Origin of the sequence: Caballeronia telluris (genome assembly GCF_001544495.1) — a bacterium.
GTDB lineage: Bacteria > Pseudomonadota > Gammaproteobacteria > Burkholderiales > Burkholderiaceae > Caballeronia > Caballeronia telluris.
The window spans coordinates 1-23719 of the sequence record NZ_FCNZ02000012.1 but is presented as its reverse complement, the minus strand read 5'-3'; the positions used below and the strand labels follow the sequence as shown (position 1 = coordinate 23719).

Sequence of the window (23719 nt, the reverse complement as noted above, 5' to 3'; positions counted from 1 at the left end):
GAAGATTGCCTAAGGTCGCCACTCAATCCTGACCCGCAGGCAGACGATGCAGAATCGACTTCATCTCGACGAAAAGACGCCCAAGATGTATCGCCATGCCGCGTGCGCGGCCGAACCGGCGATCGTTCATCTGGAAATGGTGATCGGGCATTACGTCCAATCCGGCCACCGAAATACGCCGGCGACGTTCACCGCGCAGTACTGGCTCGGACGCATCGCCGAACTTCAGATGCGCTTCGATCTGCTGCCGCCGCAGAAAGTGAGGCTCGTCCGTCTTGAGAATGCGCTTTCGGTGTTCATCGCCCGCGAGCAGCAGCCGGACGGAACGATGACGCGTCGCGCGGCCTGAGGGCAGGCGCGTTTCGGCGCGCTAGATGTCTTCGGTTTCGAGCACGACGGGCTCGGCTTCGCCGCGCGACACTTTCTCGGCCGCCGACGCGCAAATCTCCTGCGCGTGCTGAAGGAACAGCGCCATTTCCGGCTCGTGGCCCGCATCACCGTGGCGAATTTTCAAAGCGTCGTAAGTCACGAGGCCCCGGTGCGTCACGCCGTGCATCTCGAAACGGAAGTTGACCGCCTCGGAATAACAGTCGTCGATGACGCCCACTACGGCCGGGTCGCCGCCCGGCGCCGCGTCGGGCCCGTCGCCGCGCGGCTTCGGCCATAGCGCCGCGAGTTGTTCCGCCGCCCCTCGGGCGATTCGTTTCAGACCCAGCTCATGTGTCAATGCGATCCTCATGGCGTGCTCCCATTCATGGTCGCAGAACTAGCACCGAACATGCCATCGCGTGGCAATCGTTCGATTCTGGGCGGCGGCGCGTGCGCCGTTCGGTGCAGTCAGTGCTCATTCCGACCGTTTCCCGGCCGATCAGTTCGGTTCGCATGCGCCGGCGCGTCGGTATGCGTGCGTATTCGCGGAAATCGCGAGCGCGGCGCCCGAGCGGCCTTGCGACGGTCCATCGCGATCCCGAACGCGACTGGACGGTCGCCACGTTCGCGGACGCGCTCGGCGTTTTTCGCATGCTTTACGCAACGGGCCGGAGAAGCGGCGGAAGATGCAGGCCGCGCTGACTCGGTGGAGAGAAACGGATGCGTCGCGGGGGGAATGGCAAGTAAACCGCCCGGCGCGCCGCGCCGCAGAACCGCTCGCGACGCCGCTCCGACGATTCGCGCGCGACGCACTAGGCGGCGCGGCTGCGCTCGCTGAGCAAGGCCTTGCGTTCGAGCAAATCGAGCAGCCGCAGCACGCGCTGACGTTGGGCCGCGACGAGGTCGTTCTCCTTGGCCAGCGTACGCACGCGTTTCTGCCAATAGTCGTCGTCGAGCCAGCCGAGCATGTGCGGCTTGTTGGAGCGCGCGAACGATTCGATCACGCGTTCCAGATGGTCGAGTTCGCTATCCGCCAGATTCGACGGCAACAGTTTCGCGCCGTCGACATGGGCGGACTTGCTGGTCATGGGGGTACTCATCTCGTGTGGCCCCGGCATCCTCGCGGCGCCGAGGCTGTGTTTTCCGGGTTGCGCTGCCGTAAACAGGGAATCGGCGGCGTTTCGCGCACGCTTCGCGCAACTGCCGACTTCGGGAAAACAAGATAACGTGCTGACTTCGACCGGCTTTACCATGCGTCTCAAATCCGCAGAACAAAAATGGCGACGGCCGCTCCCGCCCGTGCGAATGACCGCGCGCCGCCGCCTCGACCACCGTCTATGAATTCGAGTCCGAACGCCGACCGGCCTGCCCGCGACGACGCGCCGCGTCCCGGCATCGTGTCGACCCGCTTCAGCACGCACGCGCTTCCCGCCGTCGAGCAGTTGCTCGCGTGGCGCGCGCGGGTGGGCCACGTCGTCGACGTGCCGCCGCAGAAGACGCAACTCGCGGACGGCTTCGGCGCGAACATCGACCTGCATTCGGTCGGCGGACTGGTTTTCACCGACGCGCGTACCGAAGCGATGCGTCTGGAGCGCTCGGTCGCGCGCGTTTCCGCCGACACGCGCCGCGATTTCGCGTTTCACGTGTATGCGGAAGGCGAAACCGGCGAGGTGAGCGGCGTGAGCCGCAAGCGCAGCGCGCCGGGGTCGGTGCGGGGCATCGTCGCGTTCGACATGAATCAGCCGTTTCGCGTGGACCGTCCGGCGTGCCGCGTGCTGACGATGTTCGTGCCGCGCGCGATCGTCGAAGCGGGACTCGGCGACGGCGACGCGCTGCACGGCCGCGTCGTGCCGTACCAAGCGCCGCTCGCGCAACTCGTCTTCGATCACTTCGGCGCGACGGCGCGCGAACTGCCGGGCCTCGGCGCCGAGAATGCCGAGAATGCCGAGAATGCCGCGGACGCCGCCCGCACGCTCGATGCGGGCGCGCAGCTCCTGATCGCGGCGTTTCGCGAGGAGACGAAGCTGACGGACACGGGCCGCGCGGCCGTGCAGCGCGCGCTGATGGGACAGGTGAGGCGCTTCATCGACGCGAACCTGCATCAGGGCGATCTCACGCCGATGCGGGTGGTCGAAGCGCTCGGACTCAAGCGGGCGACGCTCTATCGCTGGTTCGAGCACGAGGGCGGCCTCGGCGCGTATATCCGTCATCGACGGCTGCGCGAGGCGGCCGACGAACTCGTGCGCTTCCCGCATCTCCAGGTGACCGACATCGCCTACGGGCTCGGTTTCAAGAGCGCGTCGGACTTTACGCGCGCGTTTCGCCGGGCCTTCGACATGAGTCCGCAGGACGCGCGTCTGCGCTCGCTCGATCTGCGGCGCGACGCTGCGGCGCGCGTGTCACGCGCTGGCCGGCCGTTCGCCTGACGCACGTTCCGGAAAGCGCCTGAGCCCGACGAGCGTCACGCAGGTCGCCGCCAGCAGATACCAGGCGGGCGTCATCGGATTGCCGGTGACGTCGATCAGCCACGCGACCATCAGCGGCGAAAATCCGCCGAACGCGACCACGCCGACCGCGTAGATCACCGAGAGCGCCGCCGCGCGCCGGTGCGTCGGGAACGCTTCGAGCATCAGGACCGAACTGGCGCCCGCGTTGTTCACGGCAAGCGCGACATAGGCCGTGATGACGGCGAGCGCGACCAGATCGGCCGCGCCGTGCGTGAGCGCGAGGAAGGCCGGATACGCCGTCACGAGCGCCGCGCAGAGCGATGCGTACTGCAGCGTCTTGCGGCTCGCGAGCCGGTCGGCGAAATGGGCGACGAGCGGCGTCGTCACCAGAATGACGAGCCCGGAGAGCGACGCGGTGAGGAGGCTGATCGCCGGGGGGCGGTGCAGCGTGTGCACGAGGTAGCTCGGCATGTAGAACACGGCGACGTAGATGCTCACCGAAGGCGCCGCCATCATCAGGATGCCGCAGGCGAGCGCGCGGCCGTCTTCCCGCACGACCTGCGCGAGCGGCGTGCGCGCGCGGCGCGCGACGGGCGTGGCGGGCAGGCGCCGCCGCAGATACCAGCCGACCGGCCCGATCAGCCCGCCGAGCACGAACGGAACGCGCCAGCCCCAGTCGTGCATCGCGGCGGGCGAGAGGAGCGCCGTCGTCGAGGCTCCGACGAGCGCCGCCGCGCACGCGGCCGCGCCCTGGCTCGCGCCGCGCCAGCTGACGATGAAACAGCGCCGCCCGTAGGCGACGGATTCCATCAGCGATGCCGACGCCGGCCCGATCTCGCCGCCCGCGGCCAGCCCCTGCAGCAGTCTCGCGATCACCATCAGGACGGTCGCGGCCCAGCCGATGGTCGCGGGCGTCGGCAGGCAGGCGATCAGCCACGTCCCGACGGTCATGAGCGCGATCGACAGCGTCATGCCCGCGCGCCGGCCGCGACTGTCCGCGACGCGGCCGATCAGGAACGCGCCGAGCGGGCGCATGACGAAGCCCGCGCCGAAGGTCGCGAGCGACAGCAGCAGCGACGAAGCGGCGTCGTGCGAAGGGAAGAAGAGCCGCCCGATGATGCCGGCCGAAAAGCTGTACACCGTGAAGTCGTACGCGACAAAGCCGTTGCCGATGACGGTCGCGACGATGGCGCGGCGCAGGCGCGACCGCTCGGCGTCATCGGGTTCGCGGACCTGTCGTGCTTCGGCTTGACTCATCGTGGACGGTTGGATTGGAAGTGCCATCAGGGAACTATCGGTCGGTAAAGCCGGAACTTTAGAACGCTTTCAGTTGCCATGCGAAACGACACGCCCGGGAACGGCACGCCGTGTGCGCCGGTCACAGGCAGACACCGGCAACCTTCCAGCAAGGAGCGAATCCATGGAGTACGTGAAACTCGGCTCGACGGGACTCGACGTCTCGCGTCTGTGTCTTGGCTGCATGACTTACGGCGTGCCTTCGCGCGGCAAGCATCCGTGGACGCTCGACGAAGACGAGAGCCGACCGCTCATCCGGCAGGCGCTCGAAGCCGGCATCAATTTCTTCGATACCGCTAACGCGTATTCGGACGGCACGTCGGAGGAAATCGTCGGACGGGCGCTGCGTGACTTCGCCAAGCGCGACGACCTCGTGATCGCGACGAAGGTGTTCAACCGCATGCGTCCGGGTCCGAACGGCGCGGGACTGTCGCGCAAGGCCATCTTCAACGAAATCGACAACAGCCTCCGCCGCCTCGGCACCGATTACGTCGATCTTTACCAGATCCATCGCTGGGACTATCACACGCCGATCGAGGAAACGCTCGAAGCGCTCCATGATGTCGTGAAGGCGGGCAAGGCGCGTTATATCGGCGCGTCGTCGATGTATGCGTGGCAGTTCAGCAAGGCGCTCTACACCGCGCGCGAGCGCGGCTTCACGCCGTTCGTCACGATGCAGAATCATCTGAACCTGCTGTATCGCGAGGAAGAGCGCGAGATGCTGCCGCTGTGCGAAGACATGGGCATCGGTGTGATGCCGTGGAGCCCGCTCGCGCGCGGGCGCCTGACGCGCGACTGGAACGAGTCGAGCGAACGGCAGCAAACCGACGACTTCGGCAGCGGGCTCTACGAGCGCTCGCTCGAAGCGGACCGCGCGGTGATCGAAGCGGTGGCCGCCGTCGCGGCGGAGCGCGGCGTGCCGCGCGCGCAGGTCGCGCTCGCGTGGGTCGCGCAGAAGGCGGCGGTGACGACGCCGATCGTCGGCGCATCGAAGCCCGCGCATCTGACGGACGCACTCGCCGCGCTGTCGCTCGATCTGTCGGCGGATGAAATCGCGCGCCTCGAAGCGCCGTATGTGCCGCATGCGATCGCGGGCTTCGTCTGATCTGTTTATGATGAAGGCCGCAATCGCGATAACGAAAGGAGACAGAGTCATGGCAGCAGACGAAGGGGTGCGCGCGTTGCGGGAAACGCTCGGCGCGCAAGTGGTGATGCTTCCCGGCGAATTCGGCGACCGCCGCGTCGAAGACTGGAGCGGGTTGCCGAGCGCCGTGCCGCTCGCGCTCGTCAGGCCGCGCGATACGGCCGAAGTCGCGGCGGCGCTCGCTCTCTGCACGCGCCACGCGCTGCCGGTCGTCACGCAAGGCGGCCTGACGGGACTCGTCGGCGGCGCGAACCTGCGCGGCGACGAGGTCGCGCTGAGCCTCGACCGCATGAACCGCATCGTGGAAATCGATGCCGTGTCGGGCACCATGACGGTCGAAGCGGGCACGCCGCTGCAAGTGGTCCAGGAAGCGGCGAGCGCGGCGGGCTTCTACTTTCCGCTCGATCTCGGCGCGCGCGGCAGCTGCTCGATCGGCGGCAATCTCGCGACCAACGCGGGCGGCAACCGCGTCATCAAGTACGGGATGATGCGCGATCAGGTGCTGGGCCTCGAAGCCGTGCTCGCGAGCGGCGCCGTCGTCGGCGGGCTCAACAAGATGATCAAGAACAACAGCGGCTACGATCTTCGTCACCTGCTGACGGGCAGCGAAGGCACGCTCGCCGTCATCACGCGCGCGGTGCTGCGTCTGCGGCCGAAACCCACGGCGACCGCGACCGCGTGGTGCGGCCTGCCCGACTTCGCGGCCGTCACCACGCTCCTCACGCGCGCGCAGGCGGGACTCGCGCCGGGTGTCTCCGCGTTCGAGGTGATGTGGGCGGGCTATCACGATACGGTGCTCGCCAATCTCGACACGTTGCGCGCGCCGCTCGCCTCACCGCATCCGTTCTACGTGCTGCTGGAAAGCGTGGGCACGGACCCGGTCCGGCACGGCGAAGCCTTCGAGGAGTTTCTCGGGACGATGCTCGAAGAAGGCATCGTGAGCGACGCGGCGCTGGCCTCGTCGGAAGCGCATGCGCAGGCGTTCTGGGCGATCCGCGACGCCCCCGGCGAATACCAGCGCTTCATTCCGGATCATGCCGCCTATGACGTCAGCTTTTCGATCGCGCAGGTCGGCGAGGCGGCGGCGCTCTGCGAGGCGCGTCTGCGCGAGCGCTGGCCGGGTGCCACGATCTTGGTCTACGGACATCTCGGCGACGGCAACATCCACATCGTCGTGGACGTGCCGGGCATGCCGAAGCACGATCACGACGACATCGACCGCATCGTCTACGACGTCACGCGCGAATTCCACGGCTCGATTTCGGCGGAGCACGGCATCGGCGTGAAGAAGAAGCACTTCCTGCGCCAAAGCCGCACGGAAGCCGACGTCGAATCGATGCGGGCGATCAAGCAGGCGCTCGATCCGCACGGCATTCTCAACCCGGGGAAGATCTTTTAGACGCGCGTTCGTGTGCCGTCACCGGATCGCCGCCGCGGCGGCGACTTCGTGATTCCAGTAGGCCGGCAGGTTCTTATACGGATTCGGCAATCCGGTCGAGGTGACGAACACACCGCCCGCACCATGCGTGCTCGCGAACTGGATCGTCTTCGCTAGCTGCGAAGCGTCCACGCCATAGACGACATGCACGAAGCGCGACTTCGGATAACGCGCCTGCCAGGGCGCGCTCGCATAGCTCGCGTAGCGTTTCGCGCTGTCCTCGAATACGACGAACTGATCGGCGGCCGGCAGGCTCGAGTAAAGCTCGGGCACGCTCGTGCCCGGGTTGCCCATCACCGAATAGCGCGGCGACAAGCCCTTGATGTAGTTGTACACCGACTGATAGAACTGGACGTGCGACGTGACGCTGTCGTTCGTCATTTCGTCGATGAAAAAGCCATCGATCCTGTAGAGCGACACGTACAGGTTGATGTCGCTCACCACGGCAGACAGCGAACGCTTCGCATACGACGACGACACATAGCCGATCACCTTGCCGCCCGCCGCCCGCACCTTTGCGATGGCCGCCGTGTAGGCGGGGTCTTCGCGCAGGCCCGGGCCGCTGTTCGGATTGACGATCACGATGGTGGGGACTTTCGCGGCGGTTGTCGCGAGCTCGTTCCAGAAGGCCGCGCCCTTGCCGACGGGATCGAAATACGCGGGTACGACGAGCGGCAGGCCGGTCGCGGCTGCGAACGATGGCGTCGGCGGGATGGCGAGGAAGAGCGCCGTCATCAGCAGAGCGATTCGGATGCGGACGTTGAACATCTGTTGCCTCCTGAGCGGCGTCCCTTGAAGGACTTCCGTCGATTGGCCCTGCGCTCGCGCGCCGGGCAACTGGCTGACTTCTTAGCGAAGTCCCTTTAGTTTTGCGTCGCCGGATTGCTCCGGTTTTGCCATATGCGCTTTACGGCGCGTTCGTGGCGAACTTGAGTATGCGGCCGATTGTCGCGGATCGACCACTAAAGACCCGCCGCCGCGCGCCGTTAAGAAGCGAATAGCGAACAGTAGAAAGGGGTGTGCGGTGCAGGTAAAGGCGACGGATTTCCTCGGGACCATCGACAAAACGATCTTGAGGAGATTTTCCTACGTCACGTGCGGCCGGCGCCTCGACGGCTTCGCGCTCCCATGCGCCGCCGTCGCGCTGACGGCGGTTGTCTCGGCGTGGGCGCCGCTGCCGTGGAACCTGATGCTGGCCGTCTTCATCGCGGGCGCGGCGGTCGTCGCGCAACACATGCAGCAATCGAAGCGTCAGGTTTTCGTCGCGCAGCAGTTCGCCAAAGGGCTGCTCGGCATCGCCGAGGACTGTCTCAAGCTGCTCGATCTCGATGGCCGCATCGTGTGCATTTCGGACGTCGGTACGCGTCTCTTCGAAGCCGATTCCCCCGACGACATGGTCGGCGTCGACTGGCTCGGCCTCTGGGACGGCCCCGAGGCGCGGCACGCATTCGCGCGCGCGATCGCGGCAGAATCGACGTCGTTTTCGGGCGCCTGCCGCACCGTCACGGGCTCGATGAAATGGTGGACGTCGACCTTCGCGCCCGTGTTCGGCGAGCGCGGCAAGGTCGTCGCGATCCTCTGCAAATCGCGCGACATCACGGCCGAAGTCGATCTGATCGCCGAGCTGCGCGGCAATGCCCAGGTCCAGAAAGACATGGAAGACCACGTCGACGCCGTGTTCTGGACCACAAGCCACGACTTCCGCACGCTGCTTCACGTGAGTTCGGCGTTCGAGCGGATGTGGGAAATGCCGATGTCCGCGCTCGAAGCCGATGAAACCTCATGGGCCGAACGCGTTCATCCCGACGACCTGCCGCAACTGCGCGGCCGGATGCGCGATGCCGTCCAGACCGGCGCGCCGGCGCAGAGCTATTTCCGGCTGTGTCTGCCCGAGGCGCGTATCCGCTGGGTGCGCGCGGACATCTATCCGGTCATCGAGGCGGGCGCGGTGGCGCGCGTGGTGAGCGTGTGCGTCGACGCGACCGAGGAGCAGGAGCGGCTTCGCGAACTGCATCGGCTCGCGAACATCGACAGTCTGACGGGACTTCACAACCGCAATTCGATGACCGAGGCGCTGCTCGCCCACTGCAATGCCGGCGAACCGTTCGCGTATCTCTTCATCGACATCGACCGCTTCAAGTCGATCAACGACACCGCCGGCCATTCGGCGGGCGACACGGTGCTGACGGCCATCGCCGAGCGCATTCGCAGCGTCCTGCCGGAAAGCGCGATCGTGGCGCGGCCGGGCGGCGACGAATTCACGATTCTCCTGCCCGGCGTGCCGGACCCGGACCGGATCGCCCAGGCGTGCCGCCGGCTGGCGGTCGCGTGCCATCGTCCGATCAGCATCGACTGCAAGACCGTCACGATGACCTGCTCGATCGGCGTCGCGATGTATCCCGAGAACGGCAGCACGCCCGAGGCACTGTTCACGAGCGCCGACCTCGCCATGTACGCGGCGAAGCGGGCGGGACGCAACACGTTCCGCGTGTTCGGCGAAGAGGAAAAGGTCGACCTCGCGCGCGCGCATCTGGAGACCGAGCTTCACGACGCGATCCGCGACGACCAGTTCGTCCTGCATTACCAGCCGCACTATCGCGTCGATTCGGGCGCGCTCACGGGCGCGGAGGCGCTGCTGCGCTGGAATCATCCGCAACTCGGCCTGCTGGCGCCGGGCGCCTTCGTTCCGGTGCTCGAAGAGAGCGGGCTCATCGTGGAGGCCGGTCACTGGATCATCCGCGAGGCCGTGCAGGCGGCCAGCGTGCTCGCGACATCGACGCCGGAGGTGAAGTCGGTGTCGATCAATGTGTCGCCGAAACAGTTCCGCGATCCCCAGCTCGTTTCCGTCCTCAAGCAGACGATCAAGCGATGTTGCATCGACGCACGCCGCATCACGCTGGAAATCACGGAGTCGGCGCTGATCGAGAACATCGACGGCGCGCAGGAAGTCCTCACGCAGATCCAGCGCATGGGCGTGCGGATCGCCATCGACGATTTCGGCACGGGTTATTCGAGCCTTAGCTATCTGGCGCGTTTTCGTCCCGATGTCCTGAAGCTCGACAAGTCATTCGTCGACAACATCATGTCCGACGAGACCGTCAGGACGGTGGTGGAAGGCGTCATCGATCTGGCGCACAAGCTCGGCATGGCGGTCGTCGCGGAGGGCGTCGAAACACAGGATCAGATGGACATTCTGCGCGACGCACGCTGCGACGAGGTGCAGGGCTTTTTGTTGAGCAGGCCGGTTTCGCTCGACAGGCTGCTCGAACGTGGATCGCAGCGCCGTCTCGAAGCGATGGCGCCCTGACGTTCTGCGGGCGTTCGCGATGGTGGCCTTTACGAACGAGTGCCATCAAATGCAACTAACGGTCGAATTAATCGCCCTACATTAATTTGGTGAATCCCCCGAACGGCACGAAAAACCGGTCATCAGCAAGAGCGACTTCTGTATGATAATCATTCTCATTTGATTGCAGACGTCCGCCGGTCGTTTCGCGAGATTCATGAACCACGCTTTCACCGTCGCGTCGGCGCTCGCCGGCGCGCTGCTGTTCCATTCCAGTTCGCCCAACCAGCGATGGCTTCGCCGCCCCTGGCCCGCCCGGCCGTCGCGCATCGCGGGCATCGTATGCATCGTCGCGTCGCTCGTGAGCGCCGCGCGCGGGCTGCCAATCGCGACGTCGCTTTCCGTCGTCATCGCGGCTTCGATGGCCTGCCTGACCGCGTGTCCGTTTGTCGGCGTGCTGATCGAACGGATGCGCGCACGATGACGCGCGCCGTCAATCCGATCGAACGCGCCCTGATGACGAAGTTCATCGCGGGCGTCACGGGCGGTCTCGGACTGGCGATCGCCGCCAGCGCGCTGCTCGCGCGCCTCTCGCCAGGCGGTCTGGCCGCCGCTAGCAAATTCCAGGTCGCGATGTGGCTCGTGCCGCCGGTCTGGATCGCGGTCGCCTCCGCCGCGTTCCTGTTCCGCAGCGGGGCGCGCGCCGTCGCGTGGCTCGCCGCGCTCAACGTCGCCGCGTTCGCGCTCGTCATGCTCTGCCAGCGCGTCGTGACCTGAGCGCATCAACCCACTTCCCCGATTCGGCTTCCTTCAGCATGCGCAGTGACGTCATTCGTGTCTACAAGACCGTCCACACCTGGACCGGCATCGTCGCCGGGCTGTTGCTCTTCATCGCGTTCTACGCCGGCGCCGTCATGATGTTCAAGGACTCGCTGACCGCCTGGACGACACCGCCCGCCGCCAGCGCGACGCCGTCCGTGCCGATCGAACGCGCCGACGCGCTGATCGAGCGCACGCTCGCCGCTTATCCGGCCGCGCGCAAGCTCCTGAACCTGTCGCTAGTCGACGAAAACCGTGTGCGTCTTTCCTGGCAACCGTCGCCGGGACGTCGCTGGCATGCGTGGCTCGACGATCAGGGCCAGTTGCACGCGACCGAAAGCCGGCCCTCGGACGCGGCGCGCGTCATCGACTTGCTGCACATGACGGGCGGCGTTCCGGGCGGCTATGAATTCGGCGTCGGCGTGATGGGCGTCGTGTCGCTGCTGTACGGACTCGCGCTGGTGTCCGGTGTGATCGTGCTGCTGCCGACGCTCGTGAAGGACCTGTTCGCCCTGCGTATCGGCAAGAACCTGAAGCGGATGTGGCTCGATGCGCACAACGCGGTCGGCATCCTGAGCCTGCCGTTTCATCTCGTGATGGCGCTCTCGGTGGTCGCGTTCGGCCTCGGCGACTATATCTACGGCGCGCAGGACAAGCTGATCTACGACGGCGCGCTCAAGCCGATGATGGCGGCGCAAAACCCGTACTTCGCGAAGGCGCCGGCGCACCTGAACGCGGCGGGCGAACGCGCGCCCGCGATGCTGCCGCCCGCGCAACTGCTCGCGAAGGTCCGTGAGCGCGCGCCGCACTTCGAGCCGACCGCGCTGCGCTACCGTCGCGCGGGCGAACCGGGCGCGACGGTTTTCGTCGCCGGCGACGACGCGCGCTTTCTCGCCCGCGACGGCGGTTTCGCGCTGATGGACCCCGCCTCCGGCGCGTTCCTCAACGCGCAATTTCTGCCGGGCGACGGCGGCGGCAGCAACTGGTCGGCGGCGACGAGTGCGTTCTACGCGCTCCACTTCGGCAGCTACGGCGGCGCGCCCGTGCGCTGGAGCTATTTCTTCCTCGGACTAGCGGGCGCGTTTCTGTTCTATTCGGGCAATCTGCTCTGGATCGAGAGCCGCCGCAAGGCGACGCGCCGCGATGGCGTGCAACTCGCGCAACGCCGCTCGACCTTCGTGATGGCCGCGCTGACGGTCGGCGTGACGCTCGGCTGCATCTGCGGGATATCGCTCACGCTCGCGGCGGCCAAGGCGCTCGCCGGCCGCGTCGGCGACCTGCATGCGTGGCATGTCGGCATCTACTACACGACGTTCGTCGCCGCGATCGTCTGGGCGATGGCGCGCGGCGCGGCGCGGGCATCGGTGGAACTGCTGGCGCTCGCGGCGCTCAGTACAGCCGCGATTCCGCTCGCGAGCGTCGCCGGCTGGCTGGCGCCATCGAGCGGCCTCTGGTTTTCCGCCGATGCGCACGCCATCGGCGTCGACGTGGGCGCGGCGCTCGGCGCGTCGTGTTTCGCGTGGATGTGGCACAAGACGCGCCAGCGCGTTGCATCGGCGCGCACGGACAGCGTGTGGTCGTTGCGGGCGCGGCCCGCGCGGGACGAAGAAGCGCGCTCCTCGGTTGACGAGGAGCGGCGGGGCGCGCGTTAGCCCGGCCACAGGACAGCGCAAAAAAAACGCCGCCGGTTTCCAGAAACCGGCGGCGTTTTCGTTAGCGGCTCGCTCGATGGACGGAAATCAGAAATCCGTCGTCATCGAAAGCAGGAACGTGCGCGGCGCGCCTTGCGTCAGATAACCGCCGGCCGTCGACGCCCAGTACGACTTGTTCGCGACGTTCGTCACGCTCGCCCGGAAGGTGGTCGGCTTGCCGAACACCACGGTCGCGTAACGCGTGCCGAGGTCGAAGCGGTCCCAGGCAGGAATCGACAGCGTGTTCGTCACGTTCAGATACTGCGAGCCGGTGTGAATCCAGCGCGCGGAGAGCGTGAGCCCGGTCAGCATCGGCACGTCGTATTCCGCGCCCAGGTTGAACATGAAGCTCGGCACGCCGACCGGCCGGTTGCCGTCCGTCGCGCCATTGGCCGTGTCGAGTTGCTGCGCGTTGATGTAGGTCGCGCCCGCGATCAGCCGCACGCCTTTCACCGGCTGGCCGTACACCGCCGCCTCGACGCCGCGATGGCGCTGGTTGCCGTCCGCGACGAAGAAGCCCGCGCCGTTCGTGAACGTCGACGGCTTTTCGATCTGGAATGCCGCCAGCGACGCGCCGAATTTCTCGTTGTCGTACTTCACGCCGACTTCGTACTGCTTAGAGCGCTCGGGCGGCAGCAACTGCCCGAAATTGTTCGCCGTCGACGGCGCCTGGTCGCCCGCGGCCAGCGCTTCGCTATGGTTGGCGAAGAACGCCACGTTCTGCCACGGCTTGACGACGAGCCCGAAAAGCGGCGTCGTGATCGAATCGTTATAGGCCTCGGTCTGCTTGCCGGTGTAATCGTACGAGTTCGACACGAGCCCCTGATGACGCGCGCCGATCGTGAACAGCACGCGGTCGTTCAGGAAGCCGAGCGTGTCGGACACCGCGACGCTGCGCATCAGCGTGAGCGCGGTCGTCTGCGGATCGGACAGATCGCCGCCCGAGAAGGCCGTGGCCGGCGACGGCACCTGTTGTGTGTCGTAGAGACTCGTCGGGAAGGAACGGCTCATCGTGTAGGCCGACTGCGAGTCGACGCGCACGATCGACGCGCCCGCCGTCACGAAATGCGAAACCGGCCCGGTGTTGAAACGTCCGCGCACGCCCGCTTCGGCGGAGGTGGCGTCTTCCTGATGCGGCACGCCGAGGCGCGAGGCCGTCGTGCCGGCGTTGCCGACGACGGGCGTCGAGTATTCGCCGTGCTCGTTGGTGTGACGCGCGCCACCCGCGACATAGGCCGTCCAGCCGGGCACGAAGTCGTATTCCGCCCGCACGATGCCCACCGTGTCTTCGAGCGAACTGAAGCTCCAGGTCTGCGCGTAGTTGTACGAAGCCGAAGGCGGTTGCGGCACCACATCGCCCGTCACGCGCACGACCGGCCGGCCGTCGTTGACGCGCTGGCGCTGATAGAGGAAGTCGCCGTAAAGACGCAGCTTGTCGCCGCGCCAGTCGAGTGCGACCGCTGTGGTGTTGTCGCGGCGATGTTCGCCGTCGATGCTGGTTTCGCCGTCGCGATTCGCCTGATTCACGCGAATGCCGAACTGGTCTTCGCTGCCGAAGCGCCGGCCGACATCGAGATGCGCGCCGAACTCGCCCGAGCCGCTGCCTTCGACCGTCACGCGCGTGAGCGGCTTGTCGTCGGCGCGCTTCAGTTGCAGGTTGATGCCGCCGCCGATCGCGGTGCCCGTCGGCGATGCGCCGCCGAGGAACGCGTTCGCGCCCTTGAACACGTCGACGCGTTCGAGCGCGTCGGTCGAGACGAGCTGGCGCGGCGTGATGCCGTAAAGGCCGTTGAGCGAGATGTCGTCGCCGGTCATTTCGAAGCCGCGGATCACGAACACTTGCGAGAAGTTGCCGAAGCCGTAGGCGGTGCGCACGGCCGGATCGTTGTCGAGGACGTCGGCGAGCGTGCGCGCCTGCTGGTCTTCGATCAGCTTCGACGTGTAGGTCGTCATGCTGAACGGCACGTCGATGTTCTTCTGCTGGCCGAGCACGCCGAAATCGGAGCCGCGGGCGACTTGGCCTCCCGCGAAAGTCGGTTCGAGATCGCCGGGCAGGGCTTCCTTCGAAGCCTGGATCTTGACGGCGGGAAGCGTGGTTTCAGCCGGTGCGGCGGTGTCGGCCGACTGCGCGAACGCGGCCGGAAGCTGGAAGGCGAGGGCGATCGCGGCGACGATCGACGCGTGATGAACGGAGCGCCGGGAAATTTCGAACTGCGAATTGCACAAACGGGAAGCGGACATGAACGGAGCAATGCATGATGGTGAGTTTTCCGTCCCGGGCAAAGGGATTCCGGGCGGCGGTGTGCGTGTCGTCCGGTTGATTCGCGGACGGCCGGCACTTGCGGCGCCCGGATTATACTCAAATGCGAATCGTTATCATTAAAAGATGTTGTAAGTACGTAACGGAAGTGTGTGAAAGCTGCAATAAGACGGGGATGAGCACAGCAGAAGGAACGCGGCGCCGGACGTGGACGGCGCGGCTATAGTAGGCGGCGTCCCGTCAACGCCACATCCCAACACAAGTCGATATGAATCTTCGGGCTTTGCAGTGCTTCGTGATTCTCGCGGAGGAACTGAATTTCAGCCGCGCGGCCGAGCGTCTTCACATAGCGCAACCCGCGCTGAGCCAGCAGATCCGCCTGCTGGAAGACCGGCTCGGCACGCAACTCGTCGACCGGGCGCGGCGGCCGCTGCGTCTTACGGAAGCGGGCCACTATCTCTGCACGGAAGCGCGCCAGATTCTCGGCTCGTGGGAGCAGGCGAGCCTCGGCGCGCAGGAAATCGGCATCGGCCGGCGCGGCTGGCTTTCGATCGGCTTCACGCGCTCCGCGATGTACAGCATCCTGCCGCCCGCGCTCAAGGCGTTTCATCATGCGTATCCGCAAGTCGAACTGAAGCTCTTCGAAATGCTCACCGAGGAACAGACCGACGCGCTGCGCGACATGCGCATCCACATCGGCATCGGACGCCAGCCGCTCGCGATTCCCGGCTGCACGTCGTATCCGCTCTTGCGCGAGCATGTGGTGGCCGCGCTCGCACCGGATCATCCGCTGGCGGCGCGCAAGAAAGTGCGCATCGCCGAACTCGCCGATACGCCGCTCATCCTCTATCCGAAGCATCAGAACGCGCAGTTCAAGCGCATGGTGCAGTCGCTTTATCGCGATGCGGGCGTGACGCCGTTCGTCGCGCATCAGGCCTACGAAATCCAGACCGCGATCGCGCTCGTCGCGGCGGGTCTCGGCGTGACGTTCGTCGGCGAGTCGGTGGCGCGGCACGGGCGCACGGATGTCGTGTTCCGCCATCTCGCAGGGCCGGGCGCGTCGCAGTGGTCGACGCTCGCCGCGACGTTCCGTACCGACGACGCCTCGCCGCATCTGCGTGCGTTTCTCGGCTGCCTTCCCGCGCCGCTCGGCGACGCCTCACTATAAGAAAAGACTTATAGAAGCATAAGGAAGTCGTCTTGGACGCGTCCTGCTCAGATTCTTATCATCGACTTCATGCCTGCAAGCGTATCGACGAAGGGTGTTTGTAGGCATGAAGCGCAAGTGCGGGCCGTGAGGCACGCGACCCGACGATAAGAACGCGGCAACGGCTACCGCCGAAGCCGACGAGCAGGAGACGGCATGACCTCTTTCAACGAAGCAGCGACTATGCGAAAGGTGTACGGGCGGCTCATGCCCTTGCTCTTCGCGATGATGTTCTTCAATTACCTCGACCGGATCAACATCGGCTTCGCGGCGCTCGACATGAACAAGGCGCTCGGCTTCAGCCCCGCCGTGTTCGGCTTTGCGGGCAGCATCTTCTTTGTCGGCTACATGCTGCTCGAAGTGCCGAGCAACCTGCTGCTGCATCGCGTGGGCGCGCGTCGCTGGATCGCACGCATTTTGCTCACGTGGGGCGCGGTGGCGGCCGCGACCGCCTTCGTCTTCGACGACAAGAGCTTCTACGTTCTGCGCTTTCTGCTCGGCGTGATGGAAGCGGGCTTCCTGCCGGGCGTCGCGGTCTACCTGACGAAGTGGTTTCCCGTGCGCTACCGGGCGCGCGCGGTCGGCGGCTACATCATCGCGGGCTCGTTTTCGGCGGTGCTCGGCGGTCCGATCTCGACCGCGCTGATGACGTATGCGAACGGCATACTCGGCCTGCAAGGATGGCAATGGATGTTCATCCTCGAGGGCGTCCCGGCGATGCTGCTCGGCCTCCTCACGCTGCGCATCATGACGGAGCGCCCCGCCGACGCCGACTGGCTCGCCGCCGACGAAAAGCAATGGCTCGAATCGACGCTCGCGGCCGAGCGCGTGGCAGTCGGCGGCGACAAGCATTTCCCGCTGATGCGCGTCGCGGGCGATGTCCGCGTGTGGAGCCTCGCGTGTCTTTTCGGCTGCGCGCTGGTCGGCATCTACGGCCTCTTCTTGTGGCTGCCGCAGATCGTCAAGAGTCTCGGCCAACTGAGCAACATCGAGGTCGGCTTTCTTTCGGCGGCGCCGCCGCTTCTCGGCGTGCTCGGCACGTTCATCATCAGCCGCAGCTCCGACCGCACCGGCGATCGCAAGAAGCATCTCGCCTTCGTCTACGGCATGAGCGCCATCGCGATCGCGGGCAGCGCGTATGCGCCGAATCCCGTGATCGCCTATGCACTGCTGTGCGTGACGGGACTCTTCATCTACGCGGGCAATCCGCTCTTCTGGAGCCTCGCTTCGTCGTTTCGGACCGGCGCGGCGGGCGCGGCGACCATCGCGCTCATCAACACGATCGCGCAGTTCGGCGGACTCGTCGGGCCGTGGAGCATCGGCCTCGTGCGCAGCGCGACGGGCAACTTCAAGCTTGCGCTGCTGACCATCGCGGCATTCCTCGTCGTGGCGACGGTGATCGCGCTCGTGATGCGCGTCAAACCCGCCGACGATGAAACCGCCGCACTGCCCGCCGCCGATCCGGCCACGCACACCTGAGAACACGCACTGGGACTGAACATATGATCATCGATTGTCACGGCCACTACACGACCTCGCCGCCGCAACACGAAGCCTGGCGGACGAAGCAGGTCGCCGCGCTGAAGGACGGCGTTGCGCCGCCGCCGCGCCCGTTCATCTCCGACGACGAAATCCGGGAGAGCATTGAAGGCGGGCAGCTTCGCATCCAGCGCGAGCGCGGCACCGATCTCACGATCTTCTCGCCGCGCGCCGCCGGGATGGGCCATCACCTGGCCGGCGCCGAAGCGAACGCGGCCTGGTCGAGCGAATGCAACGACCTCGTGCATCGCGTGTGCGGGCTTTTTTCGCGCAATTTCGTGGGCGTCTGCCAGTTGCCGCAGGCGCCGGGTGTCGCTCCCGCGAACTGCATCGCCGAATTGCGGCGGTGCGTGGAGGAACTGGGCTTCATCGGCTGCAATCTGAATCCCGATCCGTCGGGCGGCCATTGGTCCGGACTGCCGCTGACCGACCGCTCGTGGTATCCGCTCTACGAAGCGATGGTCGAACTCGACGTGCCGGCGATGATCCACGTTTCGTCGTCGTGCAATCCGAACTTCCACGCGACCGGCGCGCATTACATCAACGGCGACACCTCCGCCTTCATGCAACTGCTCCAGGCGGACCTGTTCGCGGATTTCCCGACGCTCAAGTTCATCATCCCGCACGGCGGCGGCGCGGTGCCGTATCACTGGGGACGCTATCGCGGACTCGCGCAGGACATGAAGCGGCCGCTTCTCACCGAGTATCTGCTGAAGAACGTCTTCTTCGATACCTGCGTCTATCACCAGCCGGGCGCCGAACTGCTCGCGAAAGTGATTCCGGTCGACAACATCCTGTTCGCCTCGGAGACGATCGGCGCGGTGCAGGGCATCGACCCCGAAACCGGCCACTACTACGACGACACGCGACGCTATATCGACGGCATCGAATGGCTGAGCGCGGCGGACCGGCAACGCATCTATGAGGACAACGCCCGCACGGTGTACGGGCGCCTGTCCGTGCAACTCGAACGACAACGATCAACCGAAGGAGCGACCTCATGAATCCGGCCGGATGGCGTGAATACGAATCGGCTGCCCAGGCGAGCCCGGCGACGCTCGACGCCCTGCGCGAACTCGCGGTATCGCTCCTGAGCGACAACCTGGCCCGCGTGAGCGGAACGACCGGATTGCGGCCGTTCCACCGGCCCAAACCGATGGCCGGCACCGCGGTCACGGTCCGCACGCGCGGCGGCGACAACCTCGCGATCCATCGCGCATTCGACTACTGTCGCCCGGGCGACGTGCTCGTGATCGACGGCGCGGGCGAACTCACGCAGGCGCTGATGGGCGACATCATGGCGAGCTTCGCGGAGAGCCTCGGCGTGCAGGGCCTCGTGATCGACGGCGCGATCCGCGATGTCGGCGCGCTCGGCCAGCGCGATTTCCCGGTGTACGCGCGCGGCGTCACGCATCGGGGGCCGTACAAGCACGGGCCGGGCGAGATCAACGTCCCGGTGACGGTCGGCGGCATGGTGGTGCATCCGGGCGATATCGTCGTCGGCGACGAGGACGGCGTGCTCGCGATCTCGCCCGCCGACGTGCACGCGGTGATCGAAGGCGCGCGCCGGCAGGCGGCGAAGGAAGCGGCGGCGCTGGCATCGATTGCCGAGGGACGGTTCGACCGCTCATGGGTGAGCGCGCAGCGCGACCGGATGATGAACGGCTGACGACTTGCCGTGCGAGGTGCGCACGCGCATCATGGCCCGTTCGCTTTAACGACTTCCCTCATATGAACGCAGCCACCCTTATCGACCACGCGCGGCGCGCGGAAGCGCGGGCGCCCGGTCCGTGCGGATGCACGAAGACGCCGCTCGACGGCTGGCAGTCCCAGCCGCTTTCGCTCGACGAAACGCAGTTGCGCGAGATCGGTACGCTCGCGCCGGAGAACGATCCGGAGCCGACGTTTTCCGAGTACTTGCCCGGCAAGACGAACTACTGGTCCGCCGATGCGCCCATCGCGCCGCGCTATTTTCCGTACAACCGTTGCGGCGTGTGGGAATGTTCGGTCTGCGGGCTCTTTATCTGCGCTACACGGAAGGCGGCGGCTACTTCGTCGATCGCAGGATTCGCGCGGTGCGCGCGGATCTGATCGAAGACGTGCCGCTCTGAACGCCTTATTCGTCGATCGTCTCGTGCACCGCCTGCGCGCCGCGTTTCCAGTAGGCGGAGGCGCGAATCCGGCGCTTGTCGATGCCCCGTTCCCCGCATAGCAACCGACGCACGGCGCGCATGAGCGTCGCTTCGCCCGCGGCCCAGACATAACCGTCGCCGTCGGGCAGGAACATTTCCCGCAGCGCGAGCAGCAGGGCGCCGCCGTCCGGATGAACGGCGTCTTCGCGATAGCGCCACTCCGCATAGAGATCCGCTTTCGTTTCGAATTCGATGCGCGCCGAGGGATCGGCCACTTCGATCACGGTCGCCGCGCGCGTGCCGGCCGGCAATTCCTCCAGACGGCGCGCGATGGCGGGCAGAGCGGTTTCGTCGCCGACGAAAAGATGCCAGTCGAAATGCGCGGGAATCACGAACGACCCGCGCGGCCCGCCGACGCCCAGATACTGCCCGACCTTCGCCTGCGCGGCCCACGCCGTGGCGGGGCCCGCTTCATGCAACGCGAACTCGATGTCGAGCTCGCGCGCCTCGCGGTCATAGCGGCGCGGCGTGAAATCGCGCGCGACCGGACGCGGTTTGTCCGGATCGAAAACGGGGCCGTCCGGACCCGCGACCGGCACCTCGGGCTTGTCCTGGCCCGGCTCGGGAAAGAAGACCTTGATGTGATCGTCGAACGAGGCGGACACGAAGTCGTCGAGCGCTTCGCCCGTGAGCGTCACGCGCGTGAGATGCGGCGTGAGCGCCTGCACATGCGTCACCTGCAGAAGGCGGAATTTCAGCGCGTGGCGCACCCGCGTGACTTCCAGATCGGGGCGGCTTTGCAAGGTGGTGTCGTTCATCGGCGGATTACTCCTTGTCTCGGGCGGCGCCCTGTTCGATTTCGTCGGTGGCGCGCGCGAGGATCGCGGCGATGCGCCGCTGTTCGTCCTGCGGCGCGTCCGTGCGCAGAAGCAGCGCGCGCTTGAGCGCGCGGCGAGCGGCGGTCAGTTCGGGCACCCAGCCGCCTTCGCTGGCGTCGTCGGCTTCCTCGCCCGCGAAGGCGCGGCGCACCGAATCCATCTTGCGGGCGAAATGCTTGAGCTTCGCGAGCATCAGGTCCACGCGTTCGCGGTTTGCGGCGAGATGCTCGCGACCGGCGTCGGACAGCGCGTAGCGCTTGCGGTTGCCTTCCAGTTCGACGGTTGCGTAGCCCAGTTCCTCCGAATACGTGAGCGCGGGATAGACCATGCCGGGGCTCGGCGCGTAAAAGCCGTTCGACCGGTCTTCCAGCGCCTTGATGAGTTCATAGCCGTGACGCGGCGCCTCGGCGAGCAGCGCGAGCAGCAGGAGTTGCAGGTCGTCGGAGGTGAATTTGCGGGCGCGCGGCATGCCGTCATCGCCGCCGAAGCCGCCCCGGCCACCGCGTCCGCCATGGCCGCCGGGCCCGCCCGGAAAGTCGCCGCCGTGTCCGCGGTGCCGGCCGATTGCCTGCGCGATGCAGCGCCCGACGTGCGAGTGAGGGCCGAAGTGCGCCGCGAAGTCTTTACCGCGGCCGAAAGGGAAATGGTTTTTCATCGACTGGCTCCAGGTATCGTAAAACATATCTTAAGTTATATATCTTAAGAGTGTTTGTCAAATGGAGTTTGTTTCGGTATCGGCGCACAACAAGGTGTGCGGGGAGGCAAGAGCCCCCTGCCAGGAACAATAAAGTGTGCGGGAACTGCGAAATTCGACGTGCAATGCACAAATTTTCAATGACGATGTCAGCGGGATTTACGTCGTTGCCAAACGGAAAGGCGCAAGCAACGTAAGCATTGACCGATGTCGAAGCGCGACTGCGAGTGGGGCATCAACCAAAAAGTGCCGACGGAAAAACTATCGGTCACAACCCAAATTGATACGACGCAGGACGGCGCGGCCACGACTGTTACGGTCGTGGCCGCTAATTTTCGAATCAGCAAACCACAGCGGCGGTCGCGCGCTACGCGTCCTCGTAGCCGACCGGACAGCTTGAGGGGCGGGTCTCTGAGGTAAAATGCGGCCTTAGAATGACTGTCAGCGAACTCATCGGGGATTTCCAGCGGACCGAGGCGTTCCGTCTCTAATGGTTCAAGCTTTGCCGACGTTACGCATTTCTGCTTCTGGGCCGAGCGCGAGGAGCATTACGCATTGACGGTGAGAAAAGCGAAGCGAGGAGGGCGTGAGCAAGAGTTTGCGGTGCATCAGGCAAGAGCTGACCGTTGGCGGATGATTAGCAGGATGCTGCGGTCGGGTAAGGGTCGTATCTCAAAGCGCGGTTATCTCGAGGCGATTCTCTCTTCAAGCTGCGCCTCAACCAACTTCCGCAGATGCCTGCGGTCGGGCTTCGGCAGTCGCCCCCAAGCCAACACCACTCCCGCGAGGTCCTCGTCCTCGCAGTAGAAGTATGCCGCCGGCAGGCGTAGCACTTCCGCGAGCTTCACGGCGATTTCGAAGGGCGGCTCATGCACGCCAGTCTCATAGCGGCTGATTCGCGCGCTCGCTGTGTGCTCATCGAGTCCAATCTGAACGCCTAATTTGTCTTGTGGCATGCCCGCCAAGCGTCGCGCTTCTCGAAGCCGACGCCCGAAAAGGGATGCAGGTTGCTGTTTGGTCATTCTACGAATATCGTAGAAGTCGCTTGTCGAATCTCTACGTAATTCGTAGAATTGGGAACGGTAGTGACGTCTACTCGACGCATACCGGAAATTGCTGGTTCGTCAAGGTGTTCCGGGCGACTTGCCAAGTCAACGTCGGAGCCTGCCATTTGTCCGGGGCCTGCACATGCGAGCCGATGTGCGACGACCGCTAACCAGCGCAACTGTCGGTGTAGTCGGTCGTCAGGTCATGCCGGTGCCTTGCTGACCCACGCCTGCCTGGACGAAGGACGACACCGGGCAGCGGCCCCCTCAGTGCCAGCGAAAGGACGCGCTCGAGCAATCAAGGAGGTTTCCATGCCCCTTTGCCCCAAATTCCTGTCTCCGCCAGAGGCTGAAATATCTTTATCGCGCTGGAGAGCCTTTGAGACATCGGACGGCTTGATGCATCTTGTCGGCTTCGACCCTGTGAATCGAGGGCGCGTTAGCTGGGCTGTCGGCGTCTTTGACCACGATGCGATGCGCGCATTTACAAGCGACGGGAACACCTATCGACTTGTTGGGAAGCCCGGGACGTTCTGGGACGTTGAACGCGTGTGGGAGTGCTGGTTTCAAGCCAACTGTGAGGGCGCGGTTACCGATGTCACGGAACTGCTCATTGCGGGGTCAGCGTAGACGTTTAACAGTACCGCGCTTACGGTGAGAGATGAAACTGGTCTCGGCGCGTCAGTTGCTGCGCAAGCCTTTTCGGCGCCATAAGCTTCATCGATTCCGCGCGGAGTAGGAATTGGCCACTTAGGTAAGACAATGAGAATGGCGAAGTCGACAGGTAGTACGGACAACAAAACAGCGCTCGATGAAGATTGGCTGGAGCATCTCATTCATCGGGCCGTCGTTGCGGCCATCCTATTTGACCCGAGAGTCGCCGAAACCCTGCTCGAAATACCTGACGCAGCGCTTGGCCGCATGTTCAAAAATCATCTTTGCAAAGCCGTTGGCCAGGCCATGGTCTACGGCATCGACTTCCCTGCGCTTTGCGAGGAAGAAGATAGGCTTCGCAAGCGCGTTAGACCTGAAGCGGAACGGACGCCAGAGAAAAAGGCCTCTTTTGAATTCCGAGTGGGTGGTCTAGCGAGTCAAGGGCGGGCGTGAGCCCGGCGCAGCGCACCCTTGGGGCGCCTTGAATCGATAAGCTGGGGCATGGCTGGTTGCGGCAGAATGCTGCAACCAGCCATGCGGGACGAAGCGATGACGAATCAACTCTTTGAAGCCGCCTTGGGAATCAAGGCCCCGTGGTATGTGCAAGGTGTCGACTTTGATACTGCCAAACGGCAGCTCACGATTGCCGTGGACTTTGTTGCCGGCAGCCGATTCGCCTACCCCGGGCTCGCCGGCGAGCACCCTGCGCATGACACGCAAATCAAGCGGCTGCGCCACCTTAATTTTTTCCAACACGAGTGCTATCTGGAAGTGCGGGTGCCGCGAGTGCGCTTGCCGGACGGCTCGGTACGGCTGGTC

21 protein-coding genes, 2 pseudogenes and 1 riboswitch are annotated in these 23719 nt (G+C 65.4%); of the genes and pseudogenes, 15 read left to right on the top strand and 8 right to left on the bottom strand.

Annotated features, from left to right (window positions below; genetic code table 11):
* The first annotated feature begins 46 nt into the window (after positions 1-46).
* Positions 47-349 carry a hypothetical protein gene (locus tag AWB66_RS16745; protein WP_087631305.1) on the top strand — a complete coding sequence of 101 codons (303 nt, stop codon included), beginning with the start codon at positions 47-49 and terminating at the stop codon, positions 347-349.
* Between the two features lie 21 nt (positions 350-370).
* On the opposite strand, the gene AWB66_RS16740 is transcribed toward AWB66_RS16745, so the two are convergent.
* Positions 371-739, bottom strand: coding sequence for a hypothetical protein (locus AWB66_RS16740; RefSeq protein WP_087631304.1), 369 nt, complete (start codon positions 737-739; stop codon positions 371-373).
* 442 nt (positions 740-1181) lie between these two features.
* A complete protein-coding gene (locus AWB66_RS34395) occupies positions 1182-1622 on the bottom strand; it encodes a hypothetical protein (RefSeq protein WP_235021136.1) in 441 nt (146 codons plus the stop codon).
* 84 nt (positions 1623-1706) lie between these two features.
* On the opposite strand from AWB66_RS34395, the gene AWB66_RS16725 reads away from it, so the two are divergent.
* Positions 1707-2795, top strand: a complete 1089-nt coding sequence (locus AWB66_RS16725; protein WP_087631301.1) for a helix-turn-helix transcriptional regulator — start codon at positions 1707-1709, stop codon at positions 2793-2795.
* On the opposite strand, the gene AWB66_RS16720 is transcribed toward AWB66_RS16725, so the two are convergent.
* Positions 2769-4073, bottom strand: a complete 1305-nt coding sequence (locus AWB66_RS16720; RefSeq protein WP_087631300.1) for an MFS transporter — start codon at positions 4071-4073, stop codon at positions 2769-2771. The two genes, AWB66_RS16725 and AWB66_RS16720, sit on opposite strands and share 27 nt — an antisense overlap.
* 163 nt (positions 4074-4236) lie before the next feature.
* On the opposite strand from AWB66_RS16720, the gene AWB66_RS16715 reads away from it, so the two are divergent.
* Complete coding sequence (locus AWB66_RS16715) at positions 4237-5217, top strand: aldo/keto reductase (protein ID WP_087631299.1); 981 nt, start codon at positions 4237-4239, stop codon at positions 5215-5217.
* A 49-nt stretch (positions 5218-5266) separates the two neighbouring features.
* Complete coding sequence (locus AWB66_RS16710; protein ID WP_087631298.1) at positions 5267-6655, top strand: FAD-binding oxidoreductase; 1389 nt, start codon at positions 5267-5269, stop codon at positions 6653-6655.
* Positions 6656-6673: 18 nt separating this feature from the next.
* Here AWB66_RS16710 and AWB66_RS16705 read toward each other — a convergent pair whose 3' ends face one another.
* On the bottom strand, positions 6674-7462 hold the full coding sequence (locus AWB66_RS16705) for a spherulation-specific family 4 protein (RefSeq protein ID WP_087631297.1): 789 nt from the start codon (positions 7460-7462) through the stop codon (positions 6674-6676).
* A gap of 61 nt (positions 7463-7523) precedes the next feature.
* A riboswitch (cyclic di-GMP riboswitch) is annotated at positions 7524-7602 on the bottom strand.
* 164 nt (positions 7603-7766) lie between these two features.
* Between AWB66_RS16705 and AWB66_RS16700 the strand changes: the two genes are divergently transcribed.
* The 4 genes from AWB66_RS16700 to AWB66_RS16685 all read left to right on the top strand — a co-directional run bounded on the left by AWB66_RS16700 (position 7767) and on the right by AWB66_RS16685 (position 12451).
* On the top strand, positions 7767-10001 hold the full coding sequence (locus tag AWB66_RS16700; RefSeq protein WP_235021135.1) for a putative bifunctional diguanylate cyclase/phosphodiesterase: 2235 nt from the start codon (positions 7767-7769) through the stop codon (positions 9999-10001).
* Between the two features lie 196 nt (positions 10002-10197).
* Positions 10198-10464: a hypothetical protein gene (locus tag AWB66_RS16695; protein ID WP_087631295.1), complete on the top strand. Its 267-nt coding sequence runs from the start codon at positions 10198-10200 to the stop codon at positions 10462-10464.
* The gene (locus AWB66_RS16690; protein ID WP_087631294.1) at positions 10461-10757 is read left to right on the top strand and encodes a hypothetical protein; all 297 of its coding nucleotides are present in this window, start codon (positions 10461-10463) and stop codon (positions 10755-10757) included. Before AWB66_RS16695 ends, AWB66_RS16690 begins: the two co-directional genes overlap by 4 nt.
* Before the next feature lie 38 nt (positions 10758-10795).
* A complete protein-coding gene (locus AWB66_RS16685; protein ID WP_087631293.1) occupies positions 10796-12451 on the top strand; it encodes a PepSY-associated TM helix domain-containing protein in 1656 nt (551 codons plus the stop codon).
* An 87-nt stretch (positions 12452-12538) separates the two neighbouring features.
* Here the strand turns inward: AWB66_RS16685 and AWB66_RS16680 are convergent, their stop codons facing one another.
* Entirely contained in the window at positions 12539-14731 is a 2193-nt protein-coding gene (locus AWB66_RS16680; RefSeq protein WP_087631292.1) for a TonB-dependent receptor, read from the bottom strand.
* Between the two features lie 287 nt (positions 14732-15018).
* Between AWB66_RS16680 and AWB66_RS16675 the strand changes: the two genes are divergently transcribed.
* From AWB66_RS16675 to AWB66_RS16655, 5 genes and pseudogenes are all read left to right on the top strand, one after another.
* Positions 15019-15918, top strand: a complete 900-nt coding sequence (locus AWB66_RS16675) for a LysR family transcriptional regulator (RefSeq protein WP_087631291.1) — start codon at positions 15019-15021, stop codon at positions 15916-15918.
* Positions 15919-16113: 195 nt separating this feature from the next.
* On the top strand, positions 16114-17436 hold the full coding sequence (locus tag AWB66_RS16670) for an MFS transporter (RefSeq protein WP_087631290.1): 1323 nt from the start codon (positions 16114-16116) through the stop codon (positions 17434-17436).
* A gap of 23 nt (positions 17437-17459) precedes the next feature.
* On the top strand, positions 17460-18500 hold the full coding sequence (locus AWB66_RS16665) for an amidohydrolase family protein (RefSeq protein WP_087631289.1): 1041 nt from the start codon (positions 17460-17462) through the stop codon (positions 18498-18500).
* A complete protein-coding gene (locus tag AWB66_RS16660; protein ID WP_087631288.1) occupies positions 18497-19165 on the top strand; it encodes an RraA family protein in 669 nt (222 codons plus the stop codon). Before AWB66_RS16665 ends, AWB66_RS16660 begins: the two co-directional genes overlap by 4 nt.
* Before the next feature lie 62 nt (positions 19166-19227).
* Positions 19228-19607 (top strand): annotated as a pseudogene (locus tag AWB66_RS16655) (hypothetical protein).
* Positions 19608-19612: 5 nt separating this feature from the next.
* Here AWB66_RS16655 and AWB66_RS16650 read toward each other — a convergent pair.
* From AWB66_RS16650 to AWB66_RS16640, 3 genes are all read right to left on the bottom strand, one after another.
* A complete protein-coding gene (locus AWB66_RS16650) occupies positions 19613-20446 on the bottom strand; it encodes a siderophore-interacting protein (protein WP_087631287.1) in 834 nt (277 codons plus the stop codon).
* A gap of 7 nt (positions 20447-20453) precedes the next feature.
* Complete coding sequence (locus AWB66_RS16645; protein WP_087631286.1) at positions 20454-21161, bottom strand: PadR family transcriptional regulator; 708 nt, start codon at positions 21159-21161, stop codon at positions 20454-20456.
* A 722-nt stretch (positions 21162-21883) separates the two neighbouring features.
* Positions 21884-22222 (bottom strand): helix-turn-helix domain-containing protein, encoded by a 339-nt coding sequence (locus tag AWB66_RS16640; protein WP_087631285.1) that lies wholly within the window; start codon positions 22220-22222, stop codon positions 21884-21886.
* 792 nt (positions 22223-23014) lie between these two features.
* Here AWB66_RS16640 and AWB66_RS16630 point away from each other — a divergent pair.
* Both AWB66_RS16630 and AWB66_RS16625 read left to right on the top strand, forming a co-directional pair.
* The gene (locus AWB66_RS16630; protein WP_087631283.1) at positions 23015-23353 is read left to right on the top strand and encodes a hypothetical protein; all 339 of its coding nucleotides are present in this window, start codon (positions 23015-23017) and stop codon (positions 23351-23353) included.
* A gap of 96 nt (positions 23354-23449) precedes the next feature.
* Positions 23450-23719: pseudogene (locus AWB66_RS16625) on the top strand (ISL3 family transposase); the annotation flags it as partial.

Excerpts from the sequence above, each read along its gene's own strand:
- AWB66_RS16640 (WP_087631285.1), bottom strand. The coding sequence starts at position 22,222 with ATGACCAAACAGCAACCTGCATCCCTTTTCGGGCGTCGGCTTCGAGAA.
- AWB66_RS16645 (WP_087631286.1), bottom strand. The coding sequence starts at position 21,161 with ATGAAAAACCATTTCCCTTTCGGCCGCGGTAAAGACTTCGCGGCGCAC.
- AWB66_RS16675 (WP_087631291.1), top strand. The coding sequence starts at position 15,019 with ATGAATCTTCGGGCTTTGCAGTGCTTCGTGATTCTCGCGGAGGAACTG.
- AWB66_RS16650 (WP_087631287.1), bottom strand. The coding sequence starts at position 20,446 with ATGAACGACACCACCTTGCAAAGCCGCCCCGATCTGGAAGTCACGCGG.
- AWB66_RS16740 (WP_087631304.1), bottom strand. The coding sequence starts at position 739 with ATGAGGATCGCATTGACACATGAGCTGGGTCTGAAACGAATCGCCCGA.
- AWB66_RS16715 (WP_087631299.1), top strand. The coding sequence starts at position 4,237 with ATGGAGTACGTGAAACTCGGCTCGACGGGACTCGACGTCTCGCGTCTG.
- AWB66_RS16720 (WP_087631300.1), bottom strand. The coding sequence starts at position 4,073 with ATGAGTCAAGCCGAAGCACGACAGGTCCGCGAACCCGATGACGCCGAG.
- AWB66_RS16705 (WP_087631297.1), bottom strand. The coding sequence starts at position 7,462 with ATGTTCAACGTCCGCATCCGAATCGCTCTGCTGATGACGGCGCTCTTC.
- AWB66_RS16685 (WP_087631293.1), top strand. The coding sequence starts at position 10,796 with ATGCGCAGTGACGTCATTCGTGTCTACAAGACCGTCCACACCTGGACC.
- AWB66_RS16710 (WP_087631298.1), top strand. The coding sequence starts at position 5,267 with ATGGCAGCAGACGAAGGGGTGCGCGCGTTGCGGGAAACGCTCGGCGCG.
- AWB66_RS16680 (WP_087631292.1), bottom strand. The coding sequence starts at position 14,731 with ATGTCCGCTTCCCGTTTGTGCAATTCGCAGTTCGAAATTTCCCGGCGC.
- AWB66_RS16745 (WP_087631305.1), top strand. The coding sequence starts at position 47 with ATGCAGAATCGACTTCATCTCGACGAAAAGACGCCCAAGATGTATCGC.
- AWB66_RS16670 (WP_087631290.1), top strand. The coding sequence starts at position 16,114 with ATGACCTCTTTCAACGAAGCAGCGACTATGCGAAAGGTGTACGGGCGG.
- AWB66_RS16665 (WP_087631289.1), top strand. The coding sequence starts at position 17,460 with ATGATCATCGATTGTCACGGCCACTACACGACCTCGCCGCCGCAACAC.
- AWB66_RS16695 (WP_087631295.1), top strand. The coding sequence starts at position 10,198 with ATGAACCACGCTTTCACCGTCGCGTCGGCGCTCGCCGGCGCGCTGCTG.
- AWB66_RS16690 (WP_087631294.1), top strand. The coding sequence starts at position 10,461 with ATGACGCGCGCCGTCAATCCGATCGAACGCGCCCTGATGACGAAGTTC.
- AWB66_RS16630 (WP_087631283.1), top strand. The coding sequence starts at position 23,015 with ATGGCGAAGTCGACAGGTAGTACGGACAACAAAACAGCGCTCGATGAA.
- AWB66_RS34395 (WP_235021136.1), bottom strand. The coding sequence starts at position 1,622 with ATGGTAAAGCCGGTCGAAGTCAGCACGTTATCTTGTTTTCCCGAAGTC.
- AWB66_RS16660 (WP_087631288.1), top strand. The coding sequence starts at position 18,497 with ATGAATCCGGCCGGATGGCGTGAATACGAATCGGCTGCCCAGGCGAGC.
- AWB66_RS16725 (WP_087631301.1), top strand. The coding sequence starts at position 1,707 with ATGAATTCGAGTCCGAACGCCGACCGGCCTGCCCGCGACGACGCGCCG.